Here is a 23,713-nt window from a genome sequence, read left to right on the forward strand (position 1 = left end):
CCTTTTATGTCTATCGGGCCATCATGCCCGGCATTGTGATGATGATCACAGGGCAAAACGCGCTTTCCTACATGGCGCGGCTGACCTAACCCTTGTTGCGGCGGGGGGGGCATGGCGATGGCGCGAATAGGTGGTTTCAGAGTGAAGTTGCGCAGATTTCTGCGGATATTCAACGCGCGCCCGATCGCGTTTTCGGCCTTGCCATTCCTCGCTGTGCTGGCCGGGTCTCCCACGGCGCAGGCCCAGCCCGCGGCCGCATGCGGCACCGCACCGCTCGACGGTGATCGGGTCGCGCTGCTCATCGGTAACAGCGCCTATAATGACTGGGAATGGCCGTCGCTGAAGAACGCAGTCAACGATATCGATGTCGTGTGCGGAGCTTTCGCGCGTGCTGGAATTGCGCCCCGTATCGTTCGCAATGCCGACAAAAATACGCTCGACGCCGAACTGGCGCGTTTCGCGGCGGAGGCGAAGGGCGCGAAGTCGGTCCTGATCTATTATGCTGGCCATGGCTTTGAATATGGCGGGCGCAACTGGTTGGTGCCCATGGATGCCCCGCCCGCGACGCGCCGCGCCGATGTCGAAAAACGCTATCTTTCGATCGAGGCGCTGGTGAAACATGTCGTCCCGAGCGGCGCCTTCACGCTGTTGTTCGTCGATGCCTGCCGCACTGCAGAGCCGGTCGTGCGGGTCGAGGATGCGGACATAAAGAGCGGAGAGGCCGGATCGGCGCCGCTCGGCCTGCTTGATATCGGGCAGGGAGCGGTCTTCTATTCGACCGCGAAAGGGCGTCCAGCACTCGATTTTGCGCCGGTCGGATCGCCCGTCAGCCCCTTCGCTGCGGCAGTGGTCAAGGAACTGGCCATCCCCGGCCTCGAAATTTCCGACTATTTCAAGGTCGTATCGCGAGAGGTTTACAAGCGGACCTATGGCATGGAGTTGGGGCCACAACAGCCGTTCCATTATGGCAGCTGGTTCGACGATTATTATCTGGTGGCGCCGCCCGATGTCCCGGCCGCGCCAGAGGCACCCGCTGCCATTGCGACCCCGGTGCCCGGCGCCGTCGCGGTGCCGCCCGCGACCCGCGGCGCGCTCAAGCCCGCCGCCGACCCGCTGGCCGATGTCTCGCTCGACCGGCTGGCGATCGAGGATGAACCGATCATCGTGGCCGAGGTGCTATCGCGCCATCCGGCGGCGGAACTGATCGCGCTTGCGATGGCGGCCATCCGCTCGCGCAGCATCTCGCGGGCTATATGTTCTCGCTCGGTGTCGGGGTGAAGAAGGATGTGCCGCGCGCCCGGGCCTATCTGGAGCAATCAGCCGCGCGGAGCTTCGCCGCAGGGCAACAGGAACTGGCCTATCTTCTGCTCGAAACCGATCCGACGCCGGACAATGTGAAGCGTGCGTTCGACCTGCATACTGCGGCATCGAACGCCGGCTTTTCAAAGGCGAAGACGCATCTGGCCTATCGGCTGACGGCGGGCACCTTTGGAAGGCCCGACCTCGTCCGCTCGCAGGCGCTTTATATGGAAGCGGCGGAAAAGGGGCATCCTGCCGCCATCTTCGCGCTGACCTATTTCCCCGGCACGCGCCCCGCCAATCTGGCGCGGCTGCGGAGCATCGCCGATGGAGGTAATCCGGAGGGCAATCATTGGCTGTGCGAAGCGCATTTCGCCGACAAGACGCTGACAGCCGCGATCGAGGATTGCGGAGTCGCCGCGCGCGCAGGCTTTGCAGGCTCGCGTGCCATTCTCGCCAGTGCCTATGCCAAGGGAGCAGGCGTGGCGATCGACCCGAAGGAGGCCGTTCATTGGGCTAAGCTGGCGCGGGACCTGCCCGAACTGCGAAAGGATCAGCGCGACCTTATTGCCGGGATCGGCGAATAGCGATCAGGGGTAACTGACCGCCATCACCTCCCATTCCTTGGGCCCTGCGGGCAATTGCACGGTGCGCAAATCGCCCACCGCCGCGCCGCGCAGCGACCGGGCGAGGGGGCTGTTCCAGCCAATCCGGCCGGTGCCGGCGTCGGCTTCGTCATCGCCGACCAATGTGACGACCCGCCGGGCATCGTCATCATCGGCGAGTTCGACCGTGGCGCCGAACCAGATGCGGTTCTTGTCGGGCTGTTCGGCGGGGTCGACAACCCGCGCCGCCTTCATTCGCCGCGCGAGGAAGCTCAGCCGCCGGTCGATCTCGCGCAATCGCTTGCGGCCATAGATATAGTCGCCATTTTCGCTGCGGTCGCCATTGCCCGCGGCCCAGCTGATGACCTCGACCAGCTTTGGCCGTTCATCGCCGAACAGCACGTCATATTCTGCGCGCAGCGCGGCGAAGCCCGCCGGGCTGATGACGTTCGTCTTTTCCCCGGCCATGCCTGTCAGCCGGGCGTGCGCTTGCCGAGGTAGAAGCTGAGCGGCGCCTGCGACCGCGACCCGCCGCCTTCACGCAATGTGTCGTAAACGACCGCATTTTCCAGCACGCGCTGGACATAGTTTTTGGTCTCGAAGATCGGGATCGCCTCGATCCAGTCGAGCATCTCGATCCCGCCGCCGCGCGGATCGCCATTGGCGCGCAGCCATTTGTTCACATTGCCGGGCCCCGCATTATAGGCCGCGACCGCGAGCGGATAGCTGCCGCCGAAATAGCGCAGCATCTGCTGAAAATAGGTCGATCCCAGCATCATGTTATAATTGGTGTCGGCAGTCAGCGACCCGACGTCATAGCTCAGCCCCAGCTTGCCCGCGACTTCGCGCGCCGTTCCCGGCATCAACTGCATCATCCCGCGCGCGCCGGCATGGCTCACGGCCTGGCGATCGAACTGGCTTTCCTGCCGGGTGATCGCGTGGATGAAGGTCCAGTTGCTTTCATGCCCCGTGGGGACGCGAACGGTCGGGAAGCCCGACACTTCGACCGCGTCGAGGCTGTTCGCCTGCGCGCTGCGGCCGATCATAACGCCCAGGTCGGGGCGGCCGATCTGCGTGGAAAGCTGCCCCGCCAGCACATGGTCGGCAGGCGAGGTTGCCTTTTGCGCGATGGCGCGGAGGAACAGCGACTGTTCGCGCCACGCGCCGATTTCGCCGAGCGCGCGCGACGCGCGGACCAGCCGATCATCCTCGAACGCGCGCTTTTCGCTGCTCGCGACCTGGATATTCGGCATGGCGGCGGGCTTGGGTTGCGGGCGGTTGAGGCGCTCGAGCGACAATTGACCGTAAAATTGGTCATAATGCTGCGCGGCGTCGTTGAAATGTTCATTGGCGGTGGAGCGATCGCCGGCCGCCAGCGCGGCGCGGCCGGCCCAGTAAAATCCCTTGGTGCGTGTCTGCGCCGAGCGCGCGGCTTCGCCATAAGTGTGGAACAGGCGTACCGCTTCGGCCGGGCGGCGAAGATCCTTGAAGGCGAGCTGGCCGGCGAGCCAGGCGAGCGAGGTGTAATCGTCGCGGACGCTGAGGCCGGTCTCGCGGATGACGGTGCCGGGCGGGAACGCGTCGTCGAGCTGGCGCGCGATATTATAGGCGGTCTGCTTGTCGCCTGCGGCGTCGGCCTGACGCGCGTTGGTGAGCAGCGTTTCCAGCCATTCTTCGGTATCGGTCGGCGCTTTTGCGAGCGAGCGCGGCCCGGCGAGCAGCGCACGCGCTTCGCCGACGCGGCCGGCCTTGCGGAGCCATGTCGCCTTGTCGGTGATATAGCCTGCGTCGGTGCGGGTGAGCGACGGATTGGCGCTTTCGACCGCCGATGCCTGTAGCGCGGCGTCGACCGCGCCGCTGCGCATGGCAAGGCGCGCGGCAAAGACGCTCCGCTTGTCGGAAGAGGTATAGCCGAGCTGGCGGCTGGCGGCAGCGGTGGCGCCCGACCAGAGCAACCGGTCCATCCGCGCATCATGGTCGGCAAGGCTGATCGCGCCGGGGAACAGGCCGAGTACGCGGCTTGTTTCGGCTTCGTCGAGCGTGCCGCCCCGCCATGCGCGGCGAACCGCGACATTGGCTTCGTCGCGGCGGCCACTGGCATTGAGTGCCAGCGCATAGCGCAAATTCCCGCTCGCGGTTTGCGGAGGATAGGCTTGAAAATAAGCGAGGGTGCGGGCCGGGTCGAAGCTGTCGATCGCGATCGCCTTTTCGGCACGCGTCCGCATCTTGTCGGCGTCGGGCCAGCCCTTGTTGGTCATCAGGAAGCGCGACAGCTGATCGAAGGAAGCACCGGTGTTTGCCGTCAACCGGCGCCACTCCATCACCGCATCGCCGACCGAGCTGGTCGATGGCGGCGGCCCCGACGTGGCGGCAAGGCCCATCTGGGCGCGATACCAAGCCATTTGTTCGGGGGTCAGTTCGCTCGCCGTTGCGGCGGTCGGGATGAGAAGGGCCGCGGCAAGCGCGAGGCGGGAAATATGGGACAGCGAGATCATAGCGGCCATGCTAGTGCCAAACTCCTTGCGGGTCGCTGAATAGGCGTCCATTAGCGGGCGCGCTCGGCCGTCTTATCGGTCGTGGGCCTGTTTTTGTAAAGGAGTCCAGCATGTTTTCCGGGTCGATTCCCGCCTTGGTGACGCCATTTCGCGACGGGGCGTTTGACGCACCGGCGTTCAAACGGTTCGTCGACTGGCAGGTCGGTGAAGGAACAAGCGCGCTGGTTCCATGCGGCACAACGGGCGAAAGCGCGACGCTGGGCTTTGACGAACATTATCACGTGATCGATTGCTGCATCGAGGCGGCGGCGGGCCGGGTGCCGGTGATCGCCGGATGCGGATCGAACGACACCGCGACCGCGATTCGCCACATGCGCCATGCACAGGCAGCCGGCGCCACGGCTGCGCTGGTCGTCGCGCCCTATTATAATCGCCCGAGCCAAGACGGCATTCTTGCGCATTTCAAGGCGCTCGCGGATGCCAGCGACCTGCCGATCGTCGTCTATAATGTCCCGGGGCGCACCGTGACCGACATCAGTACCGAAGCGATGAGCAAGCTGAGCGAGATCGCATCGGTCGTCGCGATCAAGGACGCCAGCGGCGACCTCGCTCGCGTAACGGCGCTCCGTGCCGGGGCGGGGCATGATTTCTGCCAGCTCAGCGGCAATGACGATCTGTGGCTTCCGCACGCATCGCTGGGTGGCGTCGGCTGCATCTCCGTCACCGCGAATGTCGCGCCGCGCCTGTGCGCGCAGTTTGCGGCGGCTTGCGCCTCCGCCGACTGGGCGGCCGCGCTGGCGCTGCACGAACGGCTGTTCCCGCTACACAATGCAATGTTCTCCGACACGTCGCCGGCGCCTGTCAAATATGCGCTGTCGCGCGTGCACGACTGGTTCGATCCCGAAGTTCGCCTGCCGATCATTCCGGCGAACGACGCGGGGCGCAGTGCGATCGATGCTGCGCTGGCGTCGGCGGGAGTGCTATAGGCTTTCGTCATGGCCCGTCCGCAGTCCGCACCCGAATTCGATAAAAAGAAGGTCGTCGCCGAAAACCGGCGCGCGCGCTTCGACTTTGCCATCGAACAGGTGTTCGAGGCGGGGATCGCGCTGCAGGGCACCGAGGTGAAGGCGCTGCGTTTCGGGGAGGGGACGATCGCCGAAAGCTACGCCGAGGTGAAGGGGCATGAGGTGTGGCTGGTCAACAGCAATATCCCCGAATTCAGCCACGGCAACCGGCACAATCATGAGCCCAAGCGTCCGCGCAAATTGTTGCTCAGCGGGCGCGAAATCAACAAGATGCATGCGGCGGTGGCGCGGCAGGGCATGACGCTGGTCCCGCTGTCGGTCTATTTCAACAGCCGCGGCCGCGCCAAGGTCGAACTGGCGATCGCCAAGGGCAAGAAGGCGCACGACAAGCGCGAATCAATCAAAGAACGCGACTGGAAGCGCGACAAGCAGCGCTTGATGAAGGATCGCGGATGAGCGGCGGCAAGCCTCGCGACAAGGCGGCGGTGATGAACTGGATTCGCCGCAACTCGCCGACGCGCGAAGAGCTTCTCGCGAGCCGATTCGTTCGGCCTTTCGCGCATCGCGTCGCGCACAGCCATTTGTGGCGCTTCACCCGGACGTCGGTGCCGCGCGGCACGGCATTGGGGCTGTTCATCGGTATCTTTTTCTTGCTTCCCGGTGTGCAGATTTTGGGCGTCGCCTTGCTGGCGCTACCATTCCGCGCGAACATCCCGATCGGCGCGGCAATGACTTTCCTGTCGAACCCCGCGACGACGCCGTTCATCATCGCCGCATCGGTGTGGCTCGGCGACAGCATGTTCGGGCTTCACGCTAATGTCGCGACCTTCTCGATCATGCTCGAAAAGGGTGCGTCGGTTGGCGAATGGACCCGCTGGGTCGTGTCCGATGCCGCGCCGGCGCTGATCGCCGGGCTTTTCGTCATCTCGCTTGTTTCGGCGATCGTCGGCTACCTCCTTGCGACCTTGTTCTGGGACAATTGGATTCGCCTGCGTTGGCGGCGGAAATTGCGTCGGTCGCGCGACAAACGACTTGAGGCATCGACGAGCGACACGCCCGCCGGTTGAACCGCGGGGTCGCGCGGTTATAGCTGTTCCCATCGCAAAGTCTTGCCGTGCCGTTCGCGCGGCAAATTTCGTTTGTCTTGAAAATCCGGGGAATATCATGATCCGTTTGACTCATACTTCACATTTGATGGTGACCGCTGCGCTGGGCGCGTTGCTGCTGGGGATCGCTCCCGCGACCAGTGTCGCCGCCAAGGACAAGGCGGCTGCGCCTGTCGCCGAGGCCGCCGCGAAGCCTGCACTTGGCACGTTCGGTTTCGACGCCACGGGCATGGACAAGACGGTCCAGCCGGGCGACGATTTCTATGCCTTTGCCAACGGCACCTGGGCGAAGAACACCGCGATTCCGGCAGACAAGTCGAACTATGGCATGTTCACCGCGCTTGGCGATCTGTCGCAGGAACGCACCCGCGGCATATTGGAGGCCGCCAAGGGCGACGCCAATAGCATGATCGGCCGTGCCTATGCCGCCTATCTTGACGGGGCGACGGTCGAGGCGAAAGGGCTGGCGCCGATCCAGCCGTGGCTGAACAAAGTGCGCGCCGTCGACAAGGCGGGACTTCCCGCGCTGCTCGCCGAAGCCGATCGCAACGGCATCCAGCATTTCTTCGGCAGCTATGTCGGCCAGGACGACAAGAACCCCGACGTCTATATCTATTCGATGTATCAGGGCGGCTTGGGGATGCCCGATCGCGATTTCTATCTGAAGGACAATGAGCGCAACACCAAGCTGCAGGCGGCCTATCTCAAGCATGTGGAAAATGTGCTGACGTTGGCGGGTGAAAAGGACGCCGCAGCGCGGGCCAAGGCAATCTATGATTTCGAAAAGCAGATTGCGGCCGTCCATTGGGACAAGAATGACAGCAGCGACGCGACCAAAGTCTATAATAAGCTGACTATCGCCGAACTGACCAAGGCAGCGCCCGGCTTCGACTGGGCGACCTTCATCCGCGGTATCGGGGTCAAGGAAGATGCATTGCTGGTCGCGCAGCCGAGCGCCTTTACGGGCGAAGCCAAGCTGGTGGCCGACGCGCCGATCGGCGTGGTTCGCGACCTGCTGCTCGTGCGCAGCCTCGACAGCTTCGCCGACGTCCTGCCCGACGCGGTCGCGCAGGAGAGTTTCTCCTTTTACAGCACCGCGCTGTCGGGCACGCCGCAGATGCAGGAACGCTGGAAGCGCGCGGTCGACTTCACGAAGGACAATATGGGCGAAGCGGTCGGCAAGGACTATGTCGCGAAATATTTCCCGCCTGAAACCAAGGCGGCGATGGATGTGCTGGTCAAGAATGTTCTTGCGGCGCTCGACACCCGTATCGGCAACCTCAGCTGGATGCAGCCGCAGACCAAGGTGAAGGCGAAGAAGAAACTCGCCAATTTCACCACCAAGATCGGCTATCCCGACCGCTGGCAGGATTATAGCAAGCTGGAAATCCGGGCCGACGATCTGTTCGGCAACGCGCTGCGTTCGAACCAGTTCGCCCACGACGATAATATCAGCCGCCTCGGTGGCCCGATCCGTCGCTGGGAATGGGGAATGACCCCGATGGAGGTCAATGCTTACGCCAATTTCGGAATGAACGAGATTGTGTTCCCGGCTGCGATCCTGCAGCCGCCCTTCTTTGATCCCCATGCCGACGCTGCGATCAACTATGGCGGTATCGGCGCGGTGATCGGCCATGAGATCAGCCATCATTTCGACGATCAGGGCGCGAAATATGATGAAAATGGCCGGCTCGCCGACTGGTGGACCCCCGCCGACGTCGCGGCGTTCGAAGCCGCCGGCAAGGCACTGATCGCGCAATATGACGCCTATGAAATCCTGCCCGGCGAGCATCTGGACGGCACCTTCACGCTGGGCGAGAATATCGGCGATCTGGCCGGCCTGACCATCGCCTATGACGCCTATAAAAAATCGCTGGGCGGCAAGCCGGCGCCGGTGATCGACGGTCTGACCGGCGACCAGCGTTTCTTCTTGGGCTGGGCGCAGGTTTGGCGCCGCAACTATCGCGAACAGAATCTGTCGCAGCGTATCACGACCGATCCGCATTCGCCCTCGATCCAGCGGGCTTGGGTCTCGCGCAACCTTGACGCATGGTATAAGGCCTATCAGGTGAAGGAAGGTCAGAAGCTTTATCTGGCGCCGAAGGATCGTGTTCGCATCTGGTGATGCGCCAATAAGAAAGACTGTCATTGACCGCGCAAAGCCTGCCTTCCGCTGATACTGATTTCAGCAGGGGGGCAGGCTCTGCCGCGCCGCTGCTGGCGCCGCCGCGCCTTTCGCGTACCGACGCAGCGGCGCTCGGCGGGCTCGCCTTGCTGTCGGTGGCGCTGCTGTTCTGGGCCACCGACGATATGATTCTCGCGGCGGGGTTCCTCGCGGGGATCGCCGTCGCGGTTGGCGGCGTCTTGCTGGCGCGCCGGTTGTTTCCCGCCGCTGTGACCGGCGAGGCCGCGCTGCCCGACTGGACGATGTTGCGCGCCGCGGTCAATCACGACGATATCGCGATCGCAGTGACCGACCGCGCCGGCCGCCTCGTTTGTGCCAATGATCTGTTCGCGACCTGGATGGGCGGTTTCGTGACCCCGCCGGGCTTGCCGCTGGAGGGGCGCGGGCCCGACCTGCTAAAACATGCCGGACGCACCGCGTGGCGCGACGGCGAAGGCATAGTCGACGAGATCGCGATCGGCGCCCTGCGGATGCGTGCGCAGGTAGTGCGCACCGGACAGGCCGAAGATTATCTGGTTTGGCGCTTCTCCGCGCTCGAACGGCTCGACCTCGCGTCGGAAATCGTCCGCCATCTCGACGGCCCGGCGGGCCGGACGCTGGGGCAGGCGGGGGTGATGACCGCGCTGGTCAATGCCGAGGGGCGGCTACGCGTCGCCAATCAGGCCTTTCTGCTCCGCGCTCTGGGTGAGGGCGGCACGGCCCAATATACCGGGCGCGACGTCGCCGCGATGCTGCGGCTCGACGATTCGGGTTCCCTCTATTTCGCGCGCGAGGGCGATCGCGCGACCCCGGTGCGGATGCTGCAGATTCCGCTGGCTCCCGCAGACAGCAACGGTCCGATGTTGCTGGCGATGCTCGACGAAGAAATGGGGCCGGCCGATCGCGGCACGGCGCAGGCCTATGTCGAGACTTTGCTGTCGCTGCTTCCCTTTGGTCTCGCGATGGTCGATCGCGATGGCCGCTTTCTCTATATGAACCGCGCCTTCATTCGTGCCGCCGGGGTCGCCGAAGGCAAGACGCCGCGCTATCCCGGCGATATTGTCGTTGGCGAGGACAAGGGCGCGCTCTCCGATATGATCCGTCGGCACAGCAGCGGGCAGCAGGTCGGCGGCGATCTGTCGATCCGGCTTGCGGGGCAAAGCGACGAGCCCGTGTCGATCCGCGTCGTCGGGGTGCGCGGGCTGGGCGAGGCGGCGGTGCTGCTGAGCCTCAAGGATTCGAGCGAGGAATCGCGGCTCAAGCGCCAAGTCGCGCAGGCGTCGAAGATGCAGGCGGTGGGGCAGCTGGCGGGCGGCGTCGCGCACGACTTCAACAATATATTGACCGCGGTTCTCGGCAGCTGCGACCTGATGCTGATGCGGCATACGCCCGGCGACAGCGACTATGACGATATTCAGCAGATCCGCAGCAACGCCAATCGTGCCGCCAGCCTGACGCGGCAGTTGCTTGCCTTTTCGCGCCAACAGACGCTGCGCCCGCAAATCCTGCAACTGCCCGACGTGATTTCGGAGGTGTCGCATCTGTTGAAGCGGTTGATCAGCGACACGATCCAGCTGTCGGTGCATCATGGCCGCGGCTTGGGGGCGGTGCGCGCCGATCCCGGCCAGCTCGAACAGGTGATCGTCAATCTGGCGGTCAATGCGCGCGACGCGATGCTGGGCGGCGGCACGCTGACCATCGACACCTATCCGGTATCGGCGGCCGAAGCCCGGCTGCTAGGCAATGATATCATGCCGCCCGCTGATTATAGCGCCTTGAAGGTCAGCGACACCGGCACCGGTATTCCGGCCGACGTCCTGCCCAAGATTTTCGAGCCTTTTTTCACAACCAAGGACATCGGCAAGGGGACGGGGCTGGGACTGTCGACCGTTTACGGGATCATCAAGCAGTCGGCAGGCTTCATCTTTGCCGACAGCAAACCGGGGCAGGGGACCAGCTTCACCATCTATCTGCCTGTCCACCGTGCCGATGGCGATGCGCCCGCGGTGCCCGTGCCGCCGGTCAAACCCAAGAAGAGCCAGTGGGGAACCGGAACCATATTGCTGGTCGAGGATGAGGACATGGTGCGGGCGGTTGCCGAGCGCGCGCTGACGCGTGCCGGCTACACCGTCATCACCGCATCACAGGGTGAAGAAGGGCTCGAACGCTTTGCACAAATGGAGAAGGTCGATTTGATCATCACCGACGTCGTGATGCCGACAATGGACGGACCGGCGATGGTGCGTGCGCTGCGCGCCAAGCGTTCCGATCTGCCCGTGCTCTTTATGTCGGGCTACGCCGAGGAGCAGTTGCGGCAATCGATCGACATTGACGATGTTGCCTTCCTGCCCAAGCCCTTCTCTGTCGCACAGCTTACCGAAGCGACCTCGGTTGCACTCGATGAAGCCGCACGCCGGACATCGCATGATGGATAGTCGCCGTATTTTGCTCGTCGAGGACGATGTGCTGATCGGCATGATGCTTGTCGATATGTTCGACGCGCTCGATCTGCCCGAACCTGCGCAGGCGACCAGCAACGAAGAGGCGCTGGCGATCATCGCGGCCGAGCCGATCGCCGGGGCGCTGGTCGACATCAATCTGGGTGATGAAAAGGGGTGGCCGGTCGCCGACGCGCTGGCGGAGCGCGACATTCCTTTTGCCTTCACCTCGGGCGGAGGGGACGTCATACCCCCCGCGCATGTTCATCGGCGGTTGGTGAACAAGCCATTCCGGATCAATGATATCGAGCGCGCTCTGGATGAATTTTTTAGCAAATAGAGCGACTTATTCTTTAATTCCGCCGTTTATGTTCTACTCTTGTTCTCTTGGAACAAATGCCGTACAAAGGTCCGGCGTTGCGATGCTACTGCCTTCGCTCTAGAGCAGGAAAGGGACGGTTATGGCCGGACAATTATCACTCGTCGAATCGGGGAAATCAGTGAACAGCACGGATAGGCAGAAGGCGCTCGACGCCGCGCTCGCGCAAATCGATCGCGCGTTCGGCAAGGGCTCGGTAATGAAGCTGGGCTCGAAGGAGACGATGCAGGTCGAGGCGATCTCGACCGGCTCGCTCGGGCTCGACATCGCGCTTGGCGTCGGCGGTTTGCCGCGCGGCCGCGTCATCGAAATTTACGGTCCGGAAAGCTCGGGCAAGACCACGCTGGCGCTGCACACGCTCGCCGAGGCGCAGAAGACCGGCGGCACCGTCGCTTTCGTCGATGCCGAACATGCGCTCGACCCGGTCTATGCCAAGAAGCTCGGGGTCAATATTGACGAACTGATCGTATCGCAGCCCGACACCGGCGAACAGGCGCTCGAGATCGTCGATACGCTGGTGCGCTCGAACGCGATCGATGTGCTCGTCGTCGATTCGGTCGCCGCGCTTGTGCCGCGCGCCGAAATCGAAGGCGAGATGGGCGACAGCCACGTCGGCCTTCAGGCGCGCCTGATGTCGCAATCGCTGCGCAAGCTCACCGGCTCGATCAGCCGCTCGCGCTGCATGGTGATCTTCATCAACCAGCTGCGCATGAAAATCGGCGTGATGTACGGCAACCCCGAAACGACGACGGGCGGCAATGCGCTGAAATTCTATGCCTCGGTTCGCCTTGACATCCGCCGCACCGGCCAGATCAAAAATGGTGACGAAATCGTCGGCAACACCACGCGCGTGAAAGTGGTGAAGAACAAGGTCGCGCCGCCGTTCAAGCAGGTTGAATTCGACATCATGTACGGGCAGGGCATTTCCAAGATCGGCGAAATTCTCGATCTGGGGGTCAAGGCGGGCATCGTTGAGAAGTCGGGTGCCTGGTTCAGCTATGATTCGATCCGCATCGGCCAGGGCCGCGAAAATTCCAAGACCTTCCTCAAAGGCAACCCCGAGTTGATGGAGCGGCTCGAAACCGCGATCCGCGGCAAAACCGACGAGGTCGCCGAAGAAATGATGATCGGCAGTGACGAGGCCGACACCGACGATTGATAGCCATCCGGCCGGTCCGTCTCCTTGCGGATCGGCTGGCGAACGGCGGCGGGCCCGAGCTCCTTGGACCTGCGCTTGCCCCTCACCGCAGGTTGGCCCGCCCGCCGTTGATTTTCCCGAATACCGCTTGATCCTTGTCTGAGGCCTTCCAGCAGGTACAAGCGGTGCATGCCCGCGATCCGCCTCTTCGGCCTGCCCACCGACATCAACAGCAGTTTCGAGCGTGGAGCAGCGGGCGGCCCCGCCGCGATCCGGGCGGCGTTGTGGAGTGATCGCGGTAACCTTGCGAGCGAAATGGGCGGCGAGATCGGCAGCGACATTGCCTTTATCGACGATGGGGACCTGCCGCTCAGTGAAAATGTGGTGCGCGACGATGCGGCGATCCACCGCCATGTCGTGATGCTGCACGAAAATGGCGAGGTGCCGCTTGCGCTTGGCGGCGATCATGCGGTGACCTTTCCGCTCGTTGCCGCAGCGGCGGCCTGTTTCGGCCCCGTTAACATATTGCACTTCGATGCGCACCCGGACCTGTACGATGATTTCAACGGCAATCCGCGCAGCCATGCCTCGCCCTTCGCGCGCATATGCGAAAACGGGCATGCAGCGCGGCTGGTACAGGTGGGCATTCGCACGCTGACGAACCATTGCCGCGATCAGGCGGCGCGCTTCGGGGTCGAAATCTTGCCGATGGCGGGTTTCGAGCCCGACAAAGTGCCGGTACTCGATGGCCCGCTCTATATTTCGATCGACCTCGACGGGCTCGATCCGTCGGCGGCGCCCGGTGTGGCGCATCCCGAGCCTGGCGGGCTGACGGTGCGCGAACTGCTGGCCGTGCTGGCGCGGCAAACGGCACCCATCGTCGGCGCCGATATCGTCGAACATCATCCCGGCCGCGACATCGGCGGCGTCACCGCGATCCTCGGTGCAAAGCTGGTCCGCGAACTCGCGGCGCTGATCGACCGCAACGGACCCTATCGTCCCTGATATGACAAGGAGAGAGCCATGAGCCTGATCGTCCATCATCTCAACAACAGCCGTTCGCAGCGCATATTGTGGCTGCTCGAGGAACTTGGCACGCCTTACGAAATCAAATTTTACGACCGCGACGCGACGACCAATCTTGCGCCGCCCGAGTTGCTGTCGGTTCACCCGCTCGGCAAATCGCCGCTGATCGAGGATGATGGCAGGGTGATCATCGAGTCGGGGGCGATCACCGAATATCTGTGCGAGCGGCACGGTGGCGGCCATCTTGTTCCCGAGCGCGGCACCGACGATCATGTCAGCCACCTCGAATGGATGCATTTTGCCGAAGGCTCCGCGATGACGCCTATCCTGCTGCGCATCTATACCGCCCGCCTCGGCGAAGCGGCTGCGCCGATCGAACCGCGGATCACGCAGCAACTCGATGCGCATTTCAGCTTCATGGAGAGCCGCGTCGGCGACACGGGCCATTTCATCGGCGACAGCCTGTCGGCGGCGGACATCATGCTGAGCTTCCCGGCCGAGATTGCGATCATGCAGGGCATGGCGCCGCGCTATCCCAAACTCGCCGAATTTGTGAACATGTGCCACGGGCGGCCTGCGTGGCAGCGCGCGCGTGAAAAGGGCGGCGCCTATTATGGCTATTGACCGGCGTTGGGGAATATTTGCGGCGGCCGCCCTGTTCATCGGCACCGGCGCGGCGGCGCAATCGCCGCTGTTGGGCACCGATGTCGAGCGAGTGACGGCTGACGCCGACGGCAAGGATTTGCAGCTGGAAGCGGGCGACGAGCGCGACGCGATGGACCGTTTCGCGGCCTATACGATGGCGCTTGCCCGCCGCGACTATGACGCCGCCTATGCGATGCTGCGCCTGTCGCTGCAGGCGGCGTCGCCGCGGCTCGAGTGGGAAATGAACCTTCGCAAGCGCCCGGTCCTGTGGGCGGATGGCACGATCCGCGTGCTGCGGCTGAGTTGGTATCGCGACCCGGCGGAACAGCCGCCGGGGCTGTATGCCGCCTTTGATTTTCGCGGCGATCGCAAGAACAAGACGATGGATTGCGGCTATGTCGTCGTCCACCGGACAGCGCCCGGCGCGGCTTTTTCGGTGGTTCGGACCGACATATCCGAAGTGCCCGCCGAGATGATGGAAGAGGGCGTCCCAAAGGCCGATGTGCTGCGCCAGCTGCCCTGTTATCTGGGCAAGGGAATCGCCACGGCCTTTTAATCCCGATCGAAATTTCGGCTTGTGTGTTGTCACCGACCTGCGCACGGTCACGAGCAGGGGCGCCGTGACCGAATCACGGCGCGAAACGCGGTGCCGGGGGGCGCCGCGTAACGGGGTGGGAAACAGACTATGGCGACGATATTCGTGGCTGCCTTGCTGGCAGCGGCATCGGCACCTCCTGAAATCAAGATCGAGGCGGTGCCGGGCCGCGGCTATGCCGCGACAACGCCGTTTATCGACGAGAATCAATATGATCCCGTGGTCGCGCGGGTAAAGGCGATGGCCGCTGCACGGTGCGGGCGGCTGAGCGTCAGGTTCGGACGCTATTATTTCGACAACCAGATTGATGTCGAACGCGGCGTCATGGTCATCAAGAACTTTCGTCAGAGTTTTTTCTGCTTCGATCCCGCGACCGACCCTTACAAGCCGGTACCGGCCGACTGGAAGGCAAGTGCGACCGAAATCGCGGCCGCGACACAATATGTGACGCGCTTCCTCAACAATCTCAATGCCGGCAACGGGCGCGCAATGGCCGCGATGACGGACCCGCTGCTCGAAACGACAACCGAAGAAATGAACCGCTTCAGCACCGAAGCAAAGGTGCACCAGACGGGCACGGGGAGCTTGACTCCGCGGCTGGACAGCTGGCTGGTCAACCCCGCAGACGCAGCCTATCCGGGCGCCTATGCCTTTTTCGCCGTCCTCAGTTCGCATCCGGGGATTGCCGGAACATGCGGCGGCGTGCTCCTCTATCGCGTTAGCGACGGCAAATATCAGGTTTCGCAATATGACGTGCGTTACATCTCGCAAAGGCTGATCGACGAGGAAGGCATGAGCGACGAGGAACTCGATCGCCTTTGCCGGCGCTAGGCGATGGGGAGCGGCATACGCATCAAGCTTGAGAAACGCAGCATACCGGACTAGATCGCGCCCATGACATCGACCAACGACATCCGCCGCTCGTTCCTCGACTATTTCGCCGGGGCAGGCCATCATATCGAACCTTCGGCACCCCTGGTGCCGCACAATGACCCGACGCTGATGTTCGTCAACGCGGGCATGGTGCCGTTCAAGAATGTCTTCACGGGGCTGGAAACGCGGCCGTACAGCACTGCCGTTTCGTCGCAGAAATGTGTGCGCGCCGGCGGCAAGCATAACGACCTCGACAATGTCGGCTTTACCGCGCGTCACCATACTTTCTTTGAAATGCTGGGGAATTTCTCCTTCGGCGATTATTTCAAGGAACAGGCGATCCACCATGCCTGGACGCTGATAACCAAGACCTGGGGGCTGGCGCCCGAACGGCTGACCGTCACAGTCTATCACACCGACGATGAAGCGTTCGACCTGTGGAAGAAGATCGCCGGCCTGCCCGACGAGCGCATCATCCGTATCGCGACCAACGACAATTTCTGGTCGATGGGTGACACCGGACCGTGCGGACCGTGCAGCGAAATCTTTTATGACCATGGCGATCATATCTGGGGCGGTCCGCCGGGATCGCCCGAAGAGGACGGCGACCGCTTCGTCGAAATCTGGAACCTGGTGTTCATGCAATATGATCAGCGCGGTCCGGGCGACCGCGTCGACCTGCCGCGGCCGAGCATCGACACCGGCATGGGGCTGGAGCGTATCGCCGCCGTCATGCAGGGCGTTCACGACAATTATGACACCGACACATTCAAGGCACTGATCGCCGCGTCGGTCGATCAGACCGGGGTTCCCGCCGAGGGCGCGACCCAGGCGAGCCACCGGGTGATCGCCGACCATCTTCGTGCATCGAGCTTCCTGATCGCCGACGGCGTGCTGCCGTCGAACGAGGGCCGCGGATATGTGCTGCGCCGGATCATGCGCCGCGCGATGCGTCATGCGCATCTGCTGGGCGCCAAGGACCCGTTGATGTACCGCTTGCTGCCGTCGCTGACCGCCGAGATGGGCGCCGCCTATCCCGAGTTGATCCGCGCGCAGCCGCTGATCGCCGAGACGCTGGAGCGCGAAGAAACCAAATTCCGTCAGACGCTCGATAAGGGCCTGCGCCTGCTTGACGAAGCGACGGTCGGCATGGGCGCAGGCGCGACGTTGCCCGGCGATGTCGCGTTTAAACTCTATGACACCTTTGGTTTCCCCTATGATCTGACCGAAGATGCGCTGCGCACGCAGGACATCGCGGTCGATCGCGCCGGTTTCGATGCGGCGATGGCGCAGCAGAAAGCCGCGGCGCGGGCGGCGTGGAAGGGCAGCGGCGAAAAGGCGTCGGACGAAATCTGGTACGACATCGCCGAAACCCACGGCAGCACCGAATTCACCGGCTATACCTCGACTGACGGCGAAGCCACGGTGATCGCGCTGGTCAAGGACGGCGCATCGGTGGCCGAAGCCAAGGCGGGCGACGAACTGATGGTGCTGACCAACCAGACGCCTTTCTATGGCGAGAGCGGCGGCCAGATGGGCGACGCGGGGACGATCACGACGCTGGAGGGCGCCAAGGCGTCGGTCAGCGACACCGGCAAGCCGCTCGGGCGGCTGCACACGCACCAGACGAAGCTGGAGGCGGGGACGCTGAAGGTTGGCGATACGGTGCGCCTGACTGTTGATGCCGCGCGGCGCGACCGCATTCGCGCCAACCATAGCGCGACGCACCTGCTGCACGCGGCGCTGCGCAACCGGCTGGGCGGCCATGTGACGCAGAAGGGCAGCCTGGTTGCCGAGGATCGCTTCCGTTTCGACTTCTCGCATCCCAAGGCGCTGACGCCCGAGGAAATAGCTGACGTCGAGACAGAGGTGAATGCCCAGATCCGCGGCAATGATGCGGTGACGACGCGGTTGATGACCCCCGACGATGCCGTCGCGGCGGGCGCACTGGCGCTGTTCGGCGAGAAATATGGCGACGAAGTGCGCGTGCTGAGCATGGGGCATGGCGACGATCATCATTATTCGGTCGAACTGTGCGGCGGCACGCATGTCCGCGCTTTGGGCGACATTGCGCTGCTGAAGATCGTCGGTGAGAGTGCGGTGTCTTCGGGCGTGCGGCGTATCGAGGCGCTGACCGGCGAGGCGGCGCGCCTGTGGCTGAACAGCCGCGACGAGGCGCTGAAGTCGGCGGCGGCGGCGCTCAAGACCTCGCCCGACGACGTGCCGGCACGCGTTGCGGCGATGGCCGACGCGCTGAAGAAGGCCGAACGCGAACTCGCCGATGCGAAGAAGGCGCTAGCGCTGGGCGGCGGCAGCAGCGGCGGTGGCGGTGCCTCCGGGCCGGCGGTCGAGCAGATCGGCGATACTGCGTTCATCGCGCAGGTCGTAGACGGGCTCGATCCCAAGGAATTGCGCGGCACCGTCGACGGGCTGAAGAAGCAGGTTGCGAGCGGCGTGGCAATGCTGGTCGCGGTCAATGACGGCCGCGCGTCGGTTGCGGTCGGCGTGACCGAAGATGTCGTGGCGAAGCATAGCGCGGTCGATCTGGTCAAATTGGCGGTTGCGGCGCTGGGCGGGCAGGGCGGCGGCGGCCGTCCCGACATGGCGCAGGGCGGCGGCCCCGACGGCGGCGCGGCCGATGCGGCGGTTGCCGCGGTCAAAGCCGCGCTGGCTTGAAACCGACCAAAAAGACGCGGCGCACCGACCATGCCGAACGGCTGATCGACGCGCCGCTGGTCGATGTGTTCGCGGCCTTTACCAGCGCCGACAAGCTGGCGCGCTGGTTGCCGCCCGAGGGGGCGACCGGGACGTTCGAGCATGTCGACCTGTCCGCGGGCGGCGGTTTCCTGATGCGGCTGACCTTCGACGATGCCGATGTCGAGACCAAGAGCGACGATGATAGCGACGTCGTGGAAGTCTATATTCCGACCCTCGACGACGGCCGACTGATTGTGTGGCAGGTCGAATTCGAGTCCGACGACCCGCGCTTTTCGGGAACGATGGCGATGCACTGGTATCTGTCGCGGCAGAGCGGCGGCACGCTGGTCACGATCGACGCGCACCATGTGCCGCCGGGGATTTCGGCGAAGGATCATCTGGAGGGGCTGAATTCGTCGCTGGCGAATTTGGCCACTGTGGTGGAGAACTGAGGCCGGTTCTGGATTGGGTTCGCGCAGAGATCGCAGAGATCGCAGGGATTTTGTTCACGCGGAGACGCGGAGACGCGGAGGAGTAAGAGATTGGCGGCTTTGCCGCCCTTTCTTTTTCTCTGCGTACTCCGCGATCTCTGCGCGAATATTTTCTTCTCCGCGCCTCCGCGTCTCCGCGTGAACATGGAAAGATCGTGTCCCCGCGAACGCGGGGACCCATCTTCTGCCGGTTCAACCTGGAGCCCGCCGGAGATGGGCCCCTGCCTTCGCAGGGGCGCGAAAAATGGGATGCGGGTGCGGCCTTAGCCCTCGCCCCTCGATTTTCCCCACGCCCGCGCGGCGGTGTAGCCGAGATAGCCTGTGCCGAAGAGCGCGTAGAGCGGTTCGGGGATGCCGGCGAGATAGGCGTTCATGCCCTCTGCAATCCCCTTTGCCATGTCGGGCCGCGCGGCGGCGATCAGGCCCATGGGGATCGCCCACAGCAGCAGCGCATAGATGACATAGAGGAAGCTGGGCCGGGCGCGGCTGGTCCACGGGTCGGCGCTGTTCGCTTCAGCGACGATCGCGGTCATCCGGGTGCGGATCGCCTCCATCTCCTGACTGCCCTCCATCTTCAAGAGTTCGAGCTTGGCGCGATCGCGGGCTTCGGGGTCGGGGATGATCTTGTCGATCAGCTTGGCAATGGGGCCGATCAGTCCTTCGATAATGCTCATTTCAACATCTCCTGCCGGGTTGGAAGTATAGTAAGTATCGTGCACGTCCCCCCTTCATCCGGCCCCGATGCGGTTGGCGAGCCAGCCGTAGAGAAAGGCTTCCTGACTGGGGCGGCGTTCGGCGAGCGCGATGTAGCGTTCGCCCTGCAGCGCCTCCATCGCGCGGAGGAGGACGGTTTCACCGGCATGGCCGCGCGTGCGCAGAAAGGCGTCGAGCGCCGACAGGGTGCGCGGGCCGATATGGCGGTCGACCGCAATGTCGGGATAGTCGCGGGCGGCGCGGTTGAGGGCGTTGAGCGCACGCTGGAGAAAGCCCGCCGCGGTGCCGGTGCCCATGTTGACGCCGGTGTCGAAGAGTTCGGCGGCGATTTTCCGCGCCCGCAGCGCGACCTTGTCGAAACCGGGACGCAGCCAATAGATACGGCGATAAATGGCCGCCGCTTCGGCGCGCGGCAGGTCGCGCATGTCGCCGTCATAGCCCTGCGCGCGCGCGACGGCTTCGGTAATGCCCCAACAGGTCGGGCCGCCACGGTCGGCGGGGTGGTTTACATATCGGCCTTCGCGGTCGATGACGGCGTCAATCAACGCTTCAGCTTCGGTAACCGAGGGATGGGGTCGTGGCATGAGTCGTTCCTTTGGTTTGTTGAACAAGATAAACGAACCATATTGGAATATTGTAGGAAAGGGTTTTTTCCATGCGCGCTTTGCAGGTCAGCGAATTACTGCCCGACCATCGCGGGGCTGCAGTGGCCGACCTGCCGGTTCCGGCGCCCGGCCCGGGCGAGGTGCGGGTGCGGGTGCGCGCGGCATCGGTGAATTTTCCCGACCTGTTGATGACGCGCGGCGCCTATCAATTGAAGCCCGACCTGCCGTTTGTTTCGGGGCTGGAATTTGCGGGCGAGGTCGATGCGGTTGGGGCGGGCGTTGACGGCTGGCAGGTCGGCGATGCGGTGGTTGGCGGCAACCGGTTCGGGGCGATGGCGGAATATTGCGTTGCGCCCGCGAGTGCGCTGCGCCGCAAGCCCGAGCGGCTGAACTGGGAGGAGGCGGCCGCCTATCCGGTTGCCTATCTGACCGCCTGGGTCGCGCTGGTCCGCTGTGCACGGGTCGAGGCGGGCGAGTGGGTGCTGGTGCATGGCGCGGCCGGCGGGGTCGGGCTGGCGACGGTCGATCTGGCGAAGGCGCTGGGCGCGCGGGTGATTGCGGCGGCGAGCAGCGAGGCGAAGCGCGACGCGATCGCGGGTCTTTATGCGCCCGATGCGTTGATCGCCGCCGATCCGGGGTTTCGCGAGCAGGTGAAGGCGTTGACCGGCGGGGCGGGGGCCGATGTGGTGTTCGACCCGGTCGGGGGCGATGTGTTCGACGAATCGACGCGCTGCATCGCCTTTGGCGGGCGTCTGCTGGTAGTCGGCTTTACCTCCGGCCGCATCCCCGAGGTGTCGGTGAATATGCCGCTGATCAAGGGCTTCTCGGTCGTCGGGGTGCGCGCGGGCGAATATGGCCGCCGCTTTCCCGAACGCGGCGCGGAGCATGTCGCGGCGATCGACGCGCTGGCGGCGGAAGGGCGGATTCGCCCGCATGTCCATGCCGCGCTGGACCTGTCCGACTGGCGCGAGGCGTTTGCGATGATCGAACGGCGCGAAGTCGTGGGAAAAGTCGTGCTGCGGCCCTAGAAGAGGTCCCAGATGGGGTTTGCGGGGTCGGCGAGCAGCTTGGCGGTGAGCGCGAGCGACATGATGACGAGCAGCGGGCGGACGCCGCGGCCGCCGAAACGGATCGCCAGCCGGGCGCCGATCTGATTGCCCGCGACATTGGCGGCGGCCATCGTCAGGCCGAGAATCCACAGCACATGGCCCCCGGCGATCATGGCGAGCAGCGCGGCGATATTGGTCGCAAGATTGAGCAGCTTGGTATTGCCGATCGCGCGGACGAGGCCGAGACCGCCGAGCGCGACGAGGGTCAGCGTCAGGAAGGAGCCGGTGCCGGGTCCGAAAAAGCCGTCGTAAAAGCCGATGGCCGAGATGATGAGGGTCAGGCCGACGGGGCCGAAACGCGCGTGGCGATCGACCTCGCTCATCGGCGGCGCGAGCAGGAAATAAGCGCCCATGGCGATCAGCAGGATCGGGACGAGCGCCGCCAGAAAGTCCGAACGGACAAATTGCACCGTAATGGCGCCGAGTGCCGATCCGACGAACGCGCCGATGGCGGGCAGGGCGAAGCGCCGAAGGTCGACATGGCCGCTACGCCAGAAGGTGAAAAAGGCCGACGAGGTTCCGACCGCAGCTTGCAGCTTGTTCGTCGCGAGCGCCGCGACCGGCGGGATGCCGGAGGCCATCAGTGCGGGGATGGTGAGGAGCCCGCCGCCGCCTGCCATCGCATCGATGCCGCCCGCCAGAAAGGCGACGGCAGCGAGGAAGGCGATGGTTTCGACGGCGAGTTCCATGGTGGCGGCGTGTAGATGGGTGCGGGGGGATTGGCCAGTGGGGGCGGGGCGGGGTGGCCGCACATGTGAAAAGTTGTCTTGATCTCCCGAGAATGCTTCTCGTCCATCCTCTCTTTCGCGAGCTATCTGGTTGAGATACTAAAGTGCGATGAGTGAAGCCGTCGAAATCTATTGCTCGTGCATGGAAGACGTCAAGGCGCGCCTCGCTCTCTTGAAATCCATTACTGGGGGACTTTCTCCGTTAGGAAGTGATGGGCTGGATGGGGAGGTCGTTTGCCTTTTGCTTCGCCGTGTTGTCGAGCAAATCGCATTCGGATCTCTAGTCGCGCACAAAGAAACCTATGAGTCGGCGCACAATGATTTGAATACGGTGTGGAGCGCGAAGCGGTTGGTTAAGCGGCTCGAAAAAATACACGCCGACTTCTTTCCTATGCCGGTAAAGCGTGGGGTTAGCCCGTACGTTGGGGTTGCTCACCATTTCGAGCCATTGAACGAAGGGTTTCTTACTCGCGATGAGCTTGAATTCCTCTACGACAAAACAAGTGATGGGATCCATACTTGGAACCCTTTCAAGGAGGCAGATCGTGTTCTCAACTTTGAGCGTAGCATTTCCGAATGGGTCGCTCGAATAGAGGCGTTGCTAGAACATCACTTTGTGCGTTTTGTGGGTACGAAGGATCTTTGGTTGATTCAGATGGACAGTCCTGAGGATCATCGGGTCCACGCATACATTGCACCCATGGTCGTAGAGCTCGCTTCACCGCCGAAGATCACTGTTACATTTGACTTCGCCCAATGGCCGTCGTCTGGCGGCTCATGAAATGCAAATCTAGTGCAGACCTCGCGCGAATCGCGCTTGCGGCAAAGCGGGCCGCTCTGGCCACCCGCTTTGCTGTTTTGTTAGAAATTAGTTGGTCGGGACGAGAGGATTCGAACCTCCGACCCCCACACCCCCAGTGTGATGCGCTACCAGGCTGCGCTACGTCCCGACCGGCCCTGTTGGGCAGGCGAGGCCCCTAGCGCGGCTTGGCGGACGATGCAAGCGGCGATGGACGGACAAAATGCCGATTGCGGTGGAAACTGTCATGCCGACGGTTTGGACGGCCTTGATCTGGCGGCCACTCTCCCCATTTCGGGCGCACTTGCCAAGGGGAGGGCGCGCAGCGATTGGTTGCGTCGAAATTCCCTGCGTGATAGGCGCCGCGGCATCATTTTGCGTGGCTATTCCCCGGGGGGATGGGTCGCGTTTTCTAACAGAAAGTCTTTCATCCATGTCGACCCAATTGCTTCTGACCCAGGCGGCCGGATCCGGGGGCGGGGCCGCCGGCTTCTTGATGCTGGTTCCCTATCTGCTGATCTTCGTCGTGTTCTGGTTCTTCCTCATCCGCCCGCAGCAGATGCGCGCGAAGGAGCATCGCAACAAGGTCGCGGCGGTGAAGCCGCGCGATCAGGTCGTCACCGGCGGCGGCATCGTCGGCAAGATCACGCGCGTCGACGATGATTTCGTCGATGTCGAAATCGCACAGGGCGTGAAGATCAAGGTTGTGAAATCGACCTTGGCCGACGTTCTCCAGCCCGGCGGCAAGCCCGCCAACGACTGACACGGCGCGGCCCGCACCC

23 protein-coding genes and 1 tRNA gene are annotated in these 23,713 nt (G+C 63.7%); 18 read left to right on the plus strand and 6 right to left on the minus strand.

Features of this window, described 5'->3' with window-relative positions:
• Nucleotides 1-141: 141 nt before the first annotated feature.
• Together ACSYDV_RS06130 and ACSYDV_RS06135 are read left to right on the plus strand one after the other, a co-directional pair.
• Complete coding sequence (locus tag ACSYDV_RS06130; RefSeq protein ID WP_438322901.1) at nucleotides 142-1,278, plus strand: caspase family protein; 1,137 nt, start codon at nucleotides 142-144, stop codon at nucleotides 1,276-1,278.
• Nucleotides 1,254-1,886 carry a tetratricopeptide repeat protein gene (locus tag ACSYDV_RS06135; RefSeq protein WP_438322902.1) on the plus strand — a complete coding sequence of 211 codons (633 nt, stop codon included), beginning with the start codon at nucleotides 1,254-1,256 and terminating at the stop codon, nucleotides 1,884-1,886. Before ACSYDV_RS06130 ends, ACSYDV_RS06135 begins: the two co-directional genes overlap by 25 nt.
• 3 nt (nucleotides 1,887-1,889) lie before the next feature.
• Here ACSYDV_RS06135 and greB read toward each other — a convergent pair whose 3' ends face one another.
• Both greB and ACSYDV_RS06145 read right to left on the minus strand, forming a co-directional pair.
• Nucleotides 1,890-2,372: a transcription elongation factor GreB gene (greB, locus tag ACSYDV_RS06140; protein WP_438322903.1), complete on the minus strand. Its 483-nt coding sequence runs from the start codon at nucleotides 2,370-2,372 to the stop codon at nucleotides 1,890-1,892.
• A gap of 5 nt (nucleotides 2,373-2,377) precedes the next feature.
• Nucleotides 2,378-4,408, minus strand: a complete 2,031-nt coding sequence (locus ACSYDV_RS06145; protein WP_438322904.1) for a lytic transglycosylase domain-containing protein — start codon at nucleotides 4,406-4,408, stop codon at nucleotides 2,378-2,380.
• Between the two features lie 101 nt (nucleotides 4,409-4,509).
• On the opposite strand from ACSYDV_RS06145, the gene dapA reads away from it, so the two are divergent.
• From dapA to ACSYDV_RS06210, 13 genes are all read left to right on the plus strand, one after another.
• Nucleotides 4,510-5,385 (plus strand): 4-hydroxy-tetrahydrodipicolinate synthase, encoded by an 876-nt coding sequence (gene dapA / locus ACSYDV_RS06150; protein WP_438322905.1) that lies wholly within the window; start codon nucleotides 4,510-4,512, stop codon nucleotides 5,383-5,385.
• Between the two features lie 9 nt (nucleotides 5,386-5,394).
• On the plus strand, nucleotides 5,395-5,880 hold the full coding sequence (gene smpB, locus ACSYDV_RS06155) for an SsrA-binding protein SmpB (RefSeq protein WP_438322906.1): 486 nt from the start codon (nucleotides 5,395-5,397) through the stop codon (nucleotides 5,878-5,880).
• A complete protein-coding gene (locus ACSYDV_RS06160; RefSeq protein ID WP_438322907.1) occupies nucleotides 5,877-6,491 on the plus strand; it encodes a DUF2062 domain-containing protein in 615 nt (204 codons plus the stop codon). Before smpB ends, ACSYDV_RS06160 begins: the two co-directional genes overlap by 4 nt.
• Before the next feature lie 97 nt (nucleotides 6,492-6,588).
• Nucleotides 6,589-8,655: a M13 family metallopeptidase gene (locus ACSYDV_RS06165; RefSeq protein WP_438322908.1), complete on the plus strand. Its 2,067-nt coding sequence runs from the start codon at nucleotides 6,589-6,591 to the stop codon at nucleotides 8,653-8,655.
• 92 nt (nucleotides 8,656-8,747) lie between these two features.
• Nucleotides 8,748-11,129, plus strand: a complete 2,382-nt coding sequence (locus ACSYDV_RS06170) for a hybrid sensor histidine kinase/response regulator (protein ID WP_438323646.1) — start codon at nucleotides 8,748-8,750, stop codon at nucleotides 11,127-11,129.
• The gene (locus ACSYDV_RS06175) at nucleotides 11,119-11,472 is read left to right on the plus strand and encodes a response regulator (protein ID WP_438322909.1); all 354 of its coding nucleotides are present in this window, start codon (nucleotides 11,119-11,121) and stop codon (nucleotides 11,470-11,472) included. The genes ACSYDV_RS06170 and ACSYDV_RS06175 overlap by 11 nt, the downstream gene beginning before the upstream one ends.
• Before the next feature lie 121 nt (nucleotides 11,473-11,593).
• A complete protein-coding gene (gene recA, locus ACSYDV_RS06180) occupies nucleotides 11,594-12,670 on the plus strand; it encodes a recombinase RecA (RefSeq protein WP_438322910.1) in 1,077 nt (358 codons plus the stop codon).
• 168 nt (nucleotides 12,671-12,838) lie between these two features.
• The gene (gene speB, locus ACSYDV_RS06185) at nucleotides 12,839-13,654 is read left to right on the plus strand and encodes an agmatinase (protein WP_438322911.1); all 816 of its coding nucleotides are present in this window, start codon (nucleotides 12,839-12,841) and stop codon (nucleotides 13,652-13,654) included.
• An 18-nt stretch (nucleotides 13,655-13,672) separates the two neighbouring features.
• Nucleotides 13,673-14,299 carry a glutathione S-transferase family protein gene (locus ACSYDV_RS06190; protein WP_438322912.1) on the plus strand — a complete coding sequence of 209 codons (627 nt, stop codon included), beginning with the start codon at nucleotides 13,673-13,675 and terminating at the stop codon, nucleotides 14,297-14,299.
• Nucleotides 14,289-14,876 carry a hypothetical protein gene (locus tag ACSYDV_RS06195; protein ID WP_438322913.1) on the plus strand — a complete coding sequence of 196 codons (588 nt, stop codon included), beginning with the start codon at nucleotides 14,289-14,291 and terminating at the stop codon, nucleotides 14,874-14,876. Before ACSYDV_RS06190 ends, ACSYDV_RS06195 begins: the two co-directional genes overlap by 11 nt.
• A gap of 129 nt (nucleotides 14,877-15,005) precedes the next feature.
• Nucleotides 15,006-15,746 carry a hypothetical protein gene (locus ACSYDV_RS06200; protein ID WP_438322914.1) on the plus strand — a complete coding sequence of 247 codons (741 nt, stop codon included), beginning with the start codon at nucleotides 15,006-15,008 and terminating at the stop codon, nucleotides 15,744-15,746.
• A 63-nt stretch (nucleotides 15,747-15,809) separates the two neighbouring features.
• On the plus strand, nucleotides 15,810-18,464 hold the full coding sequence (gene alaS, locus ACSYDV_RS06205) for an alanine--tRNA ligase (RefSeq protein ID WP_438322915.1): 2,655 nt from the start codon (nucleotides 15,810-15,812) through the stop codon (nucleotides 18,462-18,464).
• Complete coding sequence (locus tag ACSYDV_RS06210) at nucleotides 18,461-18,937, plus strand: SRPBCC family protein (protein WP_438322916.1); 477 nt, start codon at nucleotides 18,461-18,463, stop codon at nucleotides 18,935-18,937. Before alaS ends, ACSYDV_RS06210 begins: the two co-directional genes overlap by 4 nt.
• A 302-nt stretch (nucleotides 18,938-19,239) precedes the next feature.
• Here the strand turns inward: ACSYDV_RS06210 and ACSYDV_RS06215 are convergent, their stop codons facing one another.
• Both ACSYDV_RS06215 and ACSYDV_RS06220 read right to left on the minus strand, forming a co-directional pair.
• Nucleotides 19,240-19,650 (minus strand): holin family protein, encoded by a 411-nt coding sequence (locus ACSYDV_RS06215; RefSeq protein WP_438322917.1) that lies wholly within the window; start codon nucleotides 19,648-19,650, stop codon nucleotides 19,240-19,242.
• A 54-nt stretch (nucleotides 19,651-19,704) separates the two neighbouring features.
• A complete protein-coding gene (locus ACSYDV_RS06220) occupies nucleotides 19,705-20,274 on the minus strand; it encodes a glycoside hydrolase family 108 protein (RefSeq protein WP_438322918.1) in 570 nt (189 codons plus the stop codon).
• 71 nt (nucleotides 20,275-20,345) lie between these two features.
• Between ACSYDV_RS06220 and ACSYDV_RS06225 the strand changes: the two genes are divergently transcribed.
• Nucleotides 20,346-21,323: an NADPH:quinone oxidoreductase family protein gene (locus tag ACSYDV_RS06225; protein ID WP_438322919.1), complete on the plus strand. Its 978-nt coding sequence runs from the start codon at nucleotides 20,346-20,348 to the stop codon at nucleotides 21,321-21,323.
• Here the strand turns inward: ACSYDV_RS06225 and ACSYDV_RS06230 are convergent.
• Entirely contained in the window at nucleotides 21,320-22,093 is a 774-nt protein-coding gene (locus ACSYDV_RS06230; protein WP_438322920.1) for a TSUP family transporter, read from the minus strand. The genes ACSYDV_RS06225 and ACSYDV_RS06230 overlap by 4 nt on opposite strands.
• A 148-nt stretch (nucleotides 22,094-22,241) precedes the next feature.
• Here ACSYDV_RS06230 and ACSYDV_RS06235 point away from each other — a divergent pair, with 148 nt between their 5' ends.
• Nucleotides 22,242-22,913 carry a hypothetical protein gene (locus ACSYDV_RS06235; RefSeq protein WP_438322921.1) on the plus strand — a complete coding sequence of 224 codons (672 nt, stop codon included), beginning with the start codon at nucleotides 22,242-22,244 and terminating at the stop codon, nucleotides 22,911-22,913.
• A 92-nt stretch (nucleotides 22,914-23,005) separates the two neighbouring features.
• On the opposite strand, the gene ACSYDV_RS06240 is transcribed toward ACSYDV_RS06235, so the two are convergent.
• A tRNA-Pro gene (locus ACSYDV_RS06240) sits at nucleotides 23,006-23,082 on the minus strand.
• Between the two features lie 282 nt (nucleotides 23,083-23,364).
• On the opposite strand from ACSYDV_RS06240, the gene yajC reads away from it, so the two are divergent.
• Nucleotides 23,365-23,694, plus strand: coding sequence for a preprotein translocase subunit YajC (yajC, locus tag ACSYDV_RS06245; protein WP_438322922.1), 330 nt, complete (start codon nucleotides 23,365-23,367; stop codon nucleotides 23,692-23,694).
• Nucleotides 23,695-23,713: the final 19 nt, after the last annotated feature.

This window comes from Sphingopyxis selenitireducens, assembly GCF_051550705.1.
Taxonomy (GTDB): domain Bacteria; phylum Pseudomonadota; class Alphaproteobacteria; order Sphingomonadales; family Sphingomonadaceae; genus Sphingopyxis.

Bases quoted from the DNA above. Each gene is read 5' to 3' on its own strand.
- ACSYDV_RS06135 (WP_438322902.1), top strand. From the start codon at position 1,254: ATGTTCTCGCTCGGTGTCGGGGTGAAGAAGGATGTGCCGCGCGCCCGG.
- greB (WP_438322903.1), bottom strand. From the start codon at position 2,372: ATGGCCGGGGAAAAGACGAACGTCATCAGCCCGGCGGGCTTCGCCGCG.
- ACSYDV_RS06145 (WP_438322904.1), bottom strand. From the start codon at position 4,408: ATGGCCGCTATGATCTCGCTGTCCCATATTTCCCGCCTCGCGCTTGCC.
- dapA (WP_438322905.1), top strand. From the start codon at position 4,510: ATGTTTTCCGGGTCGATTCCCGCCTTGGTGACGCCATTTCGCGACGGG.
- smpB (WP_438322906.1), top strand. From the start codon at position 5,395: ATGGCCCGTCCGCAGTCCGCACCCGAATTCGATAAAAAGAAGGTCGTC.
- ACSYDV_RS06160 (WP_438322907.1), top strand. From the start codon at position 5,877: ATGAGCGGCGGCAAGCCTCGCGACAAGGCGGCGGTGATGAACTGGATT.
- ACSYDV_RS06165 (WP_438322908.1), top strand. From the start codon at position 6,589: ATGATCCGTTTGACTCATACTTCACATTTGATGGTGACCGCTGCGCTG.
- ACSYDV_RS06175 (WP_438322909.1), top strand. From the start codon at position 11,119: ATGATGGATAGTCGCCGTATTTTGCTCGTCGAGGACGATGTGCTGATC.
- recA (WP_438322910.1), top strand. From the start codon at position 11,594: ATGGCCGGACAATTATCACTCGTCGAATCGGGGAAATCAGTGAACAGC.
- speB (WP_438322911.1), top strand. From the start codon at position 12,839: ATGCCCGCGATCCGCCTCTTCGGCCTGCCCACCGACATCAACAGCAGT.
- ACSYDV_RS06190 (WP_438322912.1), top strand. From the start codon at position 13,673: ATGAGCCTGATCGTCCATCATCTCAACAACAGCCGTTCGCAGCGCATA.
- ACSYDV_RS06195 (WP_438322913.1), top strand. From the start codon at position 14,289: ATGGCTATTGACCGGCGTTGGGGAATATTTGCGGCGGCCGCCCTGTTC.
- ACSYDV_RS06200 (WP_438322914.1), top strand. From the start codon at position 15,006: ATGGCGACGATATTCGTGGCTGCCTTGCTGGCAGCGGCATCGGCACCT.
- alaS (WP_438322915.1), top strand. From the start codon at position 15,810: ATGACATCGACCAACGACATCCGCCGCTCGTTCCTCGACTATTTCGCC.
- ACSYDV_RS06215 (WP_438322917.1), bottom strand. From the start codon at position 19,650: ATGAGCATTATCGAAGGACTGATCGGCCCCATTGCCAAGCTGATCGAC.
- ACSYDV_RS06220 (WP_438322918.1), bottom strand. From the start codon at position 20,274: ATGCCACGACCCCATCCCTCGGTTACCGAAGCTGAAGCGTTGATTGAC.
- ACSYDV_RS06225 (WP_438322919.1), top strand. From the start codon at position 20,346: ATGCGCGCTTTGCAGGTCAGCGAATTACTGCCCGACCATCGCGGGGCT.
- ACSYDV_RS06230 (WP_438322920.1), bottom strand. From the start codon at position 22,093: ATGGAACTCGCCGTCGAAACCATCGCCTTCCTCGCTGCCGTCGCCTTT.
- ACSYDV_RS06235 (WP_438322921.1), top strand. From the start codon at position 22,242: ATGAGTGAAGCCGTCGAAATCTATTGCTCGTGCATGGAAGACGTCAAG.
- yajC (WP_438322922.1), top strand. From the start codon at position 23,365: ATGTCGACCCAATTGCTTCTGACCCAGGCGGCCGGATCCGGGGGCGGG.